Source organism: Streptomyces sp. NPDC005648, assembly GCF_040605395.1.
GTDB lineage: Bacteria > Actinomycetota > Actinomycetes > Streptomycetales > Streptomycetaceae > Streptomyces.
This window is the reverse complement of the sequence record NZ_JBEXCS010000173.1, coordinates 1-8,778: the sequence shown is the minus strand read 5'-3', so window position 1 is coordinate 8,778 and position 8,778 is coordinate 1. Positions and strand designations below refer to the sequence as shown.

Genomic DNA, 8,778 nt, shown 5'->3' with positions numbered 1-8,778 from the left:
GTCTCCGAGGCGGTGACGAACTCCCGCAGCGGATGCGCGGCCAGCACCGCGTCCACCTCCGGCGTCAACGCCGCCGCCAGCCGGGACGCCGCCGGGCGGCTCTCGTCGCGGAGCGCGGCGACCGCGGCCAGTGCTATGTCACATTGCACCGATGGCATCCCGGCGGCCGCGCGCTCGTACAGCCGCGCCCCCTCCTCCAGGACCAGCTCCGTGTCCATCCCCGCCGGGATCTTGATCTGGGCGTGATGGCGCCAGGTGGTGACCGGATCGCCCCAGGCCTCCACGGTGAACGTCCAGTGGCCCGGAGCGCCGGCGGTGACGGTGGCGCCCCAGCGGTCGCTGCCGGGGGCCAGCTCGCGCATCGGCGTCCAGGGGCCCGGATTGCCCTCCGGGTCGGTCAGGACGACATTGGCGGCGACCGCGTCATGGCCTTCGCGGAAGACGGTGGCCGAGATCTCGAACGACTCACCGGTGACCGCCTTGGCGGGCCGGCGGCCCCGCTGGACGGCCGGCTCGACGTCGAGGACGGGTATGCGTCCGATGCCGGAGGTGTCGCCCGGGGAGGGTGGCTCCGGGGCCGGCGGTGCGGCGTCGGTGGTGCGCACGGGGGGTTTCCCGGGCTTGCGCGTCGTGGGTGGTGACGAGTGGTGCGTGGCGGGCATGACCGCTCCTGTCCGCGTCAACGTGGGTGGGCGGATGGCGTGTGGGGAGGGGGTCCTGCTTGGTGTCCTGTGGTCAACGTACCGGAGGAGCCTTCCCACCCTCTTCGGGTGAGCATTCCGGCACTTTGTTAACTACTCACGCGTATGTCTACACACAAGACCGGCCCCGTTCTGAACGAACGGGGCCGTCTCACACCGTGTTCCTACACGTGCTCCCGCATGCTTCTCTACGGCGGCGGTACCTGCAGAAGTTCGTCCGGTGAACCGAGCCCACGGCCGGAGACCTTCCCGGGGACCGCCAGTTTCACGATCGCCCTGCACACCTGGGCCGGCGTCGCCCCGGGATGGCCGGCCAGATAGAGCGCGGCCGTGCCCGTCACATGCGGGGTCGCCATCGACGTACCCGAGAAGGTGGCCTTCGCGGTGTCGCTCGCGTACGAGTCCGAGGTGATCGACACCCCGGGGGCGAAGACGTCGACGGCCGAGCCGAAGTTGGAGAAGGCCGCCCGTGCGTCCGTCCGGTCGGTCGCGCCGACCGTGAGGGCCTCCGGGACGTCCGCCGGGGAGTAGAGCGCGGCCGGCAGCCCGTCGTTCCCGGCGGCGACGGCGTAGGTGACGCCGGAGGCGATGGAGTTGCGGACGGCCGCGTCCAGCTGGGCGTTGTGGCTTCCGCCCAGGCTGAGATTGGCGACCGCCGGTTTCCTCGCGTGCCTGGTCACCCAGTCGATGCCGGCGATGACCTGCGACGTCGTGCCGGTCCCGTCGTCGCCGAGGACCTTCACGGCGACCACCTTCGCCTTCTTCGCCACCCCGTAGGCCGTCCCGGCGATGGTCCCGGCGACATGGGTGCCGTGGCCGTTGCCGTCGCTCGCGGTCCTGTCGTTGCCGACGAAGTCCCAGCCGTAGCTCGCCCGTCCCCCGAAGTCCTTGTGCGTGATCCGGATCCCGGTGTCGATCACGTACGCCGTCACCCCGGCGCCCCCGGACCCGGTCCAGGTGTAGTACCTGTCCAGCGGCAGACTGGGCTGGTCGATCCGGTCCAGGCCCCAGGACGGCGGGTTCTTCTGGGTGCGGTCGAGGCCGACCCGGGTGTCCTGGACGACCGAGGCGACCTGCGAGTCGGCCGCGAGGAGCCTCGCCTGTCTCTCGTTGGCCCTGATCGCGTAGCCGTTGAGGACCGTGCCGTAGGTCTGGCTTATTCTCGCCCCGTACTTCTCGGCGATGTTCTTTCCGGTCGCCGACGGAGCCTTCGTACCCCCCTTGAGTGTCACCAGGTAACTTCCGCTGACGGAGCCGGGCTCCCCGGCGCCGAGTATCCGCCCCTGAGGTACGGCGTGCGCGGGCAGGGTGACGGCCGAAAGCGCGGCGGCACAGGTCACCGCCGTGAGGCCCCCTGCCCGGCGCAGACGCCGTGTTCGCGTCCGTGCCATGGTCGATATCCCCCTCCATTGGCTCCCTCGCAGCCTCTCGTGGGGCGCAGAAGGTCCACAAGGGGGCCTATGGGGGCGGAATCGGCCATGTCGTCCATGTCCTGGCGTAGTGGATCGGTGAAGGTTGCGCTTGTTTCCGGACTGTGTACGACTCTGTCGCGCTCTTGGACGTGCCGTGGTTACGGAGCCCCTCGCACCGATACCGTCGAGGTAGACGACGAGACGCACACCGCCGTGCGTCCGCACAGCGACACGCGTCGAGGTGGAAAGTGAAGGCGATCCGTCGGTTCACCGTCCGTCCCGTTCTCCCCGAACCCCTCCGTCCGCTCAGCGACCTGGCCCGCAATCTGCGCTGGTCCTGGCATGCGGAGACCCGTGACCTCTTCCAGTCCGTCGACCCCGAGCGCTGGGCCGCCTCGGAGTGCGATCCCGTACGACTGCTGGGCAGTGTGTCGCCGGCGCGGCTGGCGGAGCTGGCGGAGGACCGCCGCTTCCTGCGCCGGCTGACCGCGGTCCGCGACGACCTGGCCGACTACGTCGGCGGTGAGCGCTGGTACCAGGCCCAGCCGGGCGGGCTGCCCGCCGCCGTCGCCTACTTCTCGCCCGAGTTCGGCATCACGGCCGCCCTGCCCCAGTACTCGGGCGGACTCGGCATCCTGGCCGGCGACCATCTCAAGGCGGCCAGCGATCTGGGGGTGCCCCTGATCGGTGTCGGCCTCCTGTATCGGCACGGTTACTTCCGCCAGACCCTCTCCCGGGACGGCTGGCAGCAGGAGCACTACCCGGTCCTCGACCCCAACGAGCTGCCCGTCGCCCACCTGAAGGAGCCCGACGGCACCCCCGCCCAACTCTCCCTCGCCCTGCCCGGCGGCCGGCGGCTGCACGCCCGTATCTGGCTCGCCCAGGTCGGCCGGGTGCCGCTGCTGATGCTCGACTCGGACGTGGAGGAGAACGACCTCGGCGAACGCGGGGTGACCGACCGGCTCTACGGCGGCGGCAGCGAGCACCGCCTGTTGCAGGAGATGCTGCTCGGCATAGGCGGTGTGCGGGCGGTGCGCACCTACTGCCGGCTCACCGGCCACCCGGCGCCGGAGGTCTTCCACACCAACGAGGGGCACGCCGGCTTCCTCGGCCTGGAGCGGATCGCCGAACTCTGCGACGAGGGACTGGACTTCGACTCGGCCCTCGAAGCCGTCCGGGCGGGGACCGTCTTCACCACCCACACCCCGGTCCCGGCCGGCATCGACCGCTTCGACCGCGAACTCGTCGCCCACCACTTCGGCCCCGAGGCCGAACTCCCGCGCATCGACGTCCAACGCGTGCTGAATCTGGGCATGGAGACCTATCCCGGCGGCGAGCCCAACCTGTTCAACATGGCGGTGATGGGCCTGCGCCTGGGCCAGCGCGCCAACGGTGTCTCGCTGTTGCACGGTCAGGTCAGCCGGGAGATGTTCTCCGGACTGTGGCCGGGATTCGACCCCGAGGAGGTGCCGATCACCTCCGTCACCAACGGCGTCCACGCCCCCACCTGGGTCGCCCCCGAGGTGCTCCGCCTCGGCGCCCGCCAGATCGGCGCGCAGCGCACCGAGGACGCGCTGACCGTCGGCGGCTCGGACCGCTGGGACGCGGTCGGCGACATCCCCGACCAGGACATCTGGGAGCTGCGCCGCAACCTGCGCGAGCAGCTGGTCGACGAGGTACGGCAGCGGCTGCGCGCCTCCTGGCGTCAACGCGGGGCCGGGACCGCCGAGTTGGGGTGGATCGACGGGGTGCTCGACCCGGACGTCCTCACCATCGGGTTCGCGCGCCGGGTCCCCTCGTACAAACGCCTGACGTTGATGCTGCGCGACCGCGACCGGCTGATGGACCTTCTGCTGCACCCCGAGCGCCCGATCCAGATCGTGGTGGCCGGCAAGGCGCACCCGGCGGACGACGGCGGAAAGCGCCTGGTCCAGGAGCTGGTCCGGTTCGCCGACGACCCACGGGTGCGCCACCGCATCGTCTTCCTCCCCGACTACGGGATGGCGATGGCGCAGAAGCTCTACCCCGGCTGCGACATCTGGCTCAACAACCCGCTGCGGCCCCTGGAGGCCTGCGGCACGTCCGGGATGAAGGCGGCGCTCAACGGCTGTCTCAACCTCTCCGTCCTGGACGGCTGGTGGGACGAGTGGTTCCAGCCCGACTTCGGCTGGGCGATCCCCACCGCGGACGGTGCGGGCACGGACCCCGACCGGCGCGACGACATAGAGGCCGCGGCCCTCTACGACCTCCTGGAACAGCGAGTGACACCGAGCTTCTACGAACGCGGCCAGCACGGCCTGCCCGACCGCTGGATCGAGATGGTCCGCCAGACCCTGACCCTCCTCGGCCCCAAGGTGCTGGCCGGCCGTATGGTCCGCGAGTACGTGGAGCGGCTGTACACGCCGGCCGCGCACGCGCACCGCGCGATGGACGCCGACTCCGCGCGTGAACTCGCCGCCTGGAAGGGGCGGGTGCGGGCCGCCTGGCCGGACGTCACGGTCGACCATGTGGAGACCTCGGCCGCCACACCCACCGCGGAACTCGGCACCACCCTGGCCCTGCGGGTCCGGGTCGGCCTCGGCGAACTGGGCCCCGAGGACGTCGAGGTCCAGGCCGTCTCGGGCCGTGTCGACACGGAGGACGGCATCGCGGACGCGACGACGGTCCCGCTGAAACCGGCGGGCGGACCGGACCCGGAGGGACGCTGGGTGTACGAGGGCCCGCTCTCCCTCGACCGCACGGGCCCCTACGGCTACACGGTCCGCATCCTGCCGGCCCATCGACTGCTGGCGTCGAGCGCGGAGCTGGGACTGGTGGCGGTACCGGGGGAGGAGACGGGGGAGGGGGCAGGAGTACTCATGCGGTGAGGAAGACCAGCCCGTCCGGCGTTTGAGGACGAGGCCGTTCAGGCCGAAAAGCGGGGGTCCGGGGGCGGCAGCCCCCGGACGGCGCCCCCAACCCCGCTCAGCCCTCGGAGAGCGGCGCGCACAACCGCTGTAGAACCCTGCCGCAGCGCCGCGCGTACACGCCCTGCAGCCCCCGCGTCGCAGGGCCGCCCGCCCGCGCGTACCACTTCGCCGGGCGGCTGAACGCCGAGACCGTGAGCCACACCGTGCCGTCCCCCGTGCGGTCCACGACGAACCGTTCCTCGCCGCACTCCGGGTGACCGGTCAGGGTGCCGTACGCCCAGCCGGTGCGGCGGGGTTCCTCGACCGTGTAGACGACACGGCACGGGGCCTTGATCATCCCGGCGAGGGTGACGGTGACGTCGACGTCGGGGGCCGCGCGGTCCGCGCCCGCGTCGATGCCGACGCCCAGTTCGCGGTGCATCTCCCAGGACATGACCGCCTCGGAGGCTCTCCGGAAGACCTTCTCGCCCTCGCCGACACGGGTGCGGACATGGAGGAGATGGAATCCCGGCGGGCAGAAACCGCCGTGCCGGGTCGCGCCGACGTCGTCGTACGTGTAGTCGCTCGGGGGCATGGGTCACAAGAGTAGGGCGGTACCCGGGGATGCCTTCGCCCCGGGTACCGCCCGCCAACCCGCTTCGGGCTAGCTGACGTTGACGGCGGACCAGGCCGCCGCGACCGCGTTGTACTCGGTGCTGCCGGAGCCGTACAGGGCGGACGCCGCCGAAAGCGTGCCCGTGCGCGCCGACTTGTAGTTCGTGGTCGACGTGAAGTACGTCGTCAGCGCCTTGTACCAGATCTGCAGCGCCTTGGCGCGGCCGATCCCGGTGACCGTGGAGCCGTTGGACGTGGGCGAGTTGTAGCTCACCCCGTTGATCGTCTTCGCGCCGCTGCCCTCGGACAGCAGGTAGAAGAAGTGGTTGGCGACACCGGACGAGTAGTGGACGTCCAGGTTGCCGACGGAGGAGGACCAGGAGTCCGCCGAGCCGCCGTCCTTGCTGGGCTTGTCCATGTAGCGCAGCGGGGTGCCGTCGCCGTTGATGTCGATCTTCTCGCCGATGAGGTAGTCACCGGGGTCGGAGGCGTTCGCCGCGTAGAACTCCACACCGGTGCCGAAGATGTCGGAGGTCGCCTCGTTGAGGCCGCCCGACTCACCGGAGTAGTTCAGGCCCGCGGTGTTGGCGGTGACACCGTGGCTCATCTCGTGGCCGGCCACATCGAGTGAGGTCAGCGGGTGGGTGTTGCCGGAGCCGTCGCCGTAGGTCATGCAGAAGCAGCTGTCGTCCCAGAACGCGTTGACGTACGAGCTGCCGTAGTGGACGCGGGAGTAGGCGCCGACGCCGTTGTTCTTGATGCCGGAGCGGCCGAAGGTGTTCTTGTAGAAGTCCCAGGTCTCCTGCGCGCCGTAGGCGGCGTCCGCGGCGGCCGTCACGTCGGTGCTGGAGCTGGAGGCGGCGCCGGTGCCCCACGTGTTGGTGGTGTTGGTGAACAGCGTGCCGGTGCCGGACGTGCCGTGCTTGAGGTTGTACGTCTTGTGGTTGCCGCGGTCGGCGTCGGCCAGCGAGTACGTCGTGCCCGACAGCGTGGTGGTCAGGCTGACCGTGCCCGAGTACAGCGTCTTGCCGGTGCCGGTCGCGTTCTCGATGCCCTGGTACTCGAAGAGCTTCTTGCCGGTCGCGGCGTCGGTGATGACGTGCAGCTGGTTCGGGGTGCCGTCGTCCTGGAAACCGCCGACGATCGTCTCGTAGGCGAGGACGGGCTTGCCGGAGCCGGCCCAGATCACCTTGCGGGCGCCGTCGGCGGCCGACTTGGTGGAGCCCAGCGTTCTGGCGACGCCGACGGCCTGCTTCTCGGCCTTGGCCGGGGTGACCGCGGCCTTGAGCGAGGCGACCTTGATGGTGGCCTTGGTCGCCCTGGTGACGCCCTCGGTCGCACCGGACTTGGCGGTGTGCACGACCAGGTCGCCGCCGAGGACCGGCAGGCCCGCGTAGGTGCGCTCGTAGCGGGTGTGGGTGGTGCCGTCGGCGTCCTTGACGACGTCCTTGACGACCAGCTTCTCCTTGGCGCCGAGGCCTATCTTCTGCGCCGTCCGTGCGACGTCCGCCTGCGCCTTCTGGATGAGGGACACACGGGTCGCGGCGGACAGGGCCGCCGGGGCGGCGGCGGGACGAGCTGCGGCCGAGGTCTCCACCGGGGTCTGGGCGGCGGCCGTACCGGTGGTCAGACCGGTGGTGAGCAGGGCTCCGGCGGCGACGGCGGTCGCGATGGCCAGAGTAGAGCGCTTGTGACGCGCGTAGAGGGGGGTCACACAAGCTCCTTGTGGTGGGGGAGTCCGGCGCGGCCGTGGGGTGGCAGGCCGGGGTTGCTGTGAAGTTGTGCGGCGGTTGTGAGGAAGACTGACATCAAGACGCGTACATGTCAGGACCTCGAAGTGATGTTGGCTGAAAACCGACGGCTGGATGAACATTGCAGGCATGTAAACCGAGTTGACCCGGGTCAATGGACAACCAACGGTCAGTAAGGCGAAGTTAAAAGGAGGGCGCCGCCCCGGGGTGGTGAACCACCGGGACGGCGCCGTGTTTCCGGGCCCGGGACCCGTCCGGGCCCCCTTCCTACGGGAAGGTGATCTTCCAGCTGTTGATGGTGCCGACGTCCTGAGCGGCCTGGTCCTGGACCTTCAACTTCCAGGTGCCATTGGCCGATTCGGAGGAGGCGTTCACCGTGTAGGTGTCCGTCACGTTGTCCGCCGAGTCGGAGGAGCTGAAGTTCTTCAGCCGGTACGAGGCGCCGGACGGGCCGATCAGATCGATCACCAGGTCGCCGCGCCAGGTGTGGCTGATGTTCGGCGTCACCTGGAGGTTGCTCGGAGCGTTCCCGGTCCGGCCCGAGACGGTGATGGACGAGGTGACGGCCGGCCCGTTGTCCGGAATCGACACCGCGGTCGTGTTCTCGTACGACGTCCCGGTCCCGCCGCCGCCCCCGCCGGAGCGCGCGCCGACCGCGATGGCCGCCCACGCGTCCTGCACCGTCTTGTACTCGGTGGACGTGGTGCCGTAGAGCTCACCGGCCGCCGCGAGGGTGCCGGTGCGGGCCGCCGCGTAGTTGGTCGTGGAGGTGAACTTCGTGGTCAGCGCCCGGTACCAGATCTGCAGCGCCTTGTCCCGGCCGATGCCGGTGACCGGAAGCCCGTCCGCGGTCGGTGAGTTGTAGCTGACGCCGTTGATGACCTTGGCGCCGCTGCCCTCCGACAGGAGGTAGAAGAAGTGGTTGGCGGGGCCGGACGAGTAGTGCACGTCCAGGTTGCCCAGGCCCGAGTACCAGCTGTCCTTCGACGAACCGTCCTTGCTGGGCTTGTCCATGTAGCGCAGCGGGGTGCCGTCGCCGTTGATGTCGATCTTCTCGCCGATGAGGTAGTCACCGGGGTCGGAGGAGTTCGCCGCGTAGAACTCCACACCGGTGCCGAAGATGTCGGAGGTCGCCTCGTTGAGGCCGCCCGACTCACCGGAGTAGTTGAGGCCCGCGGTGTTCGACGTGACACCGTGGCTCATCTCGTGGCCGGCCACGTCCAGCGAGGTCAGCGGGTCCGCGTTGCCGGAGCCGTCGCCGTACGTCATGCAGAAGCAGCTGTCGTCCCAGAACGCGTTCACGTACGCGTTGCCGTAGTGGACGCGGGAGTAGGCGCCGACGCCGTTGTTCTTGATGCCGGAGCGGCCGAAGGTGTTCTTGTAGACCACGACGACGTCGCGGCGGGTGAGC

The 8,778-nt window shown here is 70.1% G+C and carries 6 protein-coding genes; 1 reads left to right on the top strand and 5 read right to left on the bottom strand.

The genetic code is table 11. From position 1 onward, the window contains the following. Together ABZT17_RS44340 and ABZT17_RS44335 are read right to left on the bottom strand one after the other, a co-directional pair. Positions 1-662, bottom strand: a 662-nt coding sequence (locus ABZT17_RS44340) for a maltotransferase domain-containing protein (RefSeq protein ID WP_356357868.1), incomplete at its 3' end; no start/stop codon positions are given. Positions 663-889: 227 nt separating this feature from the next. Next, the gene (locus ABZT17_RS44335; RefSeq protein ID WP_356357867.1) at positions 890-2,092 is read right to left on the bottom strand and encodes a S8 family peptidase; all 1,203 of its coding nucleotides are present in this window, start codon (positions 2,090-2,092) and stop codon (positions 890-892) included. 269 nt (positions 2,093-2,361) lie between these two features. Between ABZT17_RS44335 and ABZT17_RS44330 the strand changes: the two genes are divergently transcribed. Further along, positions 2,362-4,980, top strand: coding sequence for a glycosyltransferase family 1 protein (locus ABZT17_RS44330; protein WP_356357866.1), 2,619 nt, complete (start codon positions 2,362-2,364; stop codon positions 4,978-4,980). A gap of 97 nt (positions 4,981-5,077) precedes the next feature. On the opposite strand, the gene ABZT17_RS44325 is transcribed toward ABZT17_RS44330, so the two are convergent. The 3 genes from ABZT17_RS44325 to ABZT17_RS44315 form a co-directional block, all read right to left on the bottom strand. Then, positions 5,078-5,596: a DUF1990 domain-containing protein gene (locus ABZT17_RS44325; protein WP_356357865.1), complete on the bottom strand. Its 519-nt coding sequence runs from the start codon at positions 5,594-5,596 to the stop codon at positions 5,078-5,080. A 69-nt stretch (positions 5,597-5,665) separates the two neighbouring features. Continuing rightward, entirely contained in the window at positions 5,666-7,330 is a 1,665-nt protein-coding gene (locus tag ABZT17_RS44320) for a M4 family metallopeptidase (protein ID WP_356357864.1), read from the bottom strand. A 304-nt stretch (positions 7,331-7,634) separates the two neighbouring features. Continuing rightward, a partial coding sequence (locus tag ABZT17_RS44315) for a M4 family metallopeptidase (protein WP_356357863.1) occupies positions 7,635-8,778 on the bottom strand: 1,144 nt, incomplete at its 5' end.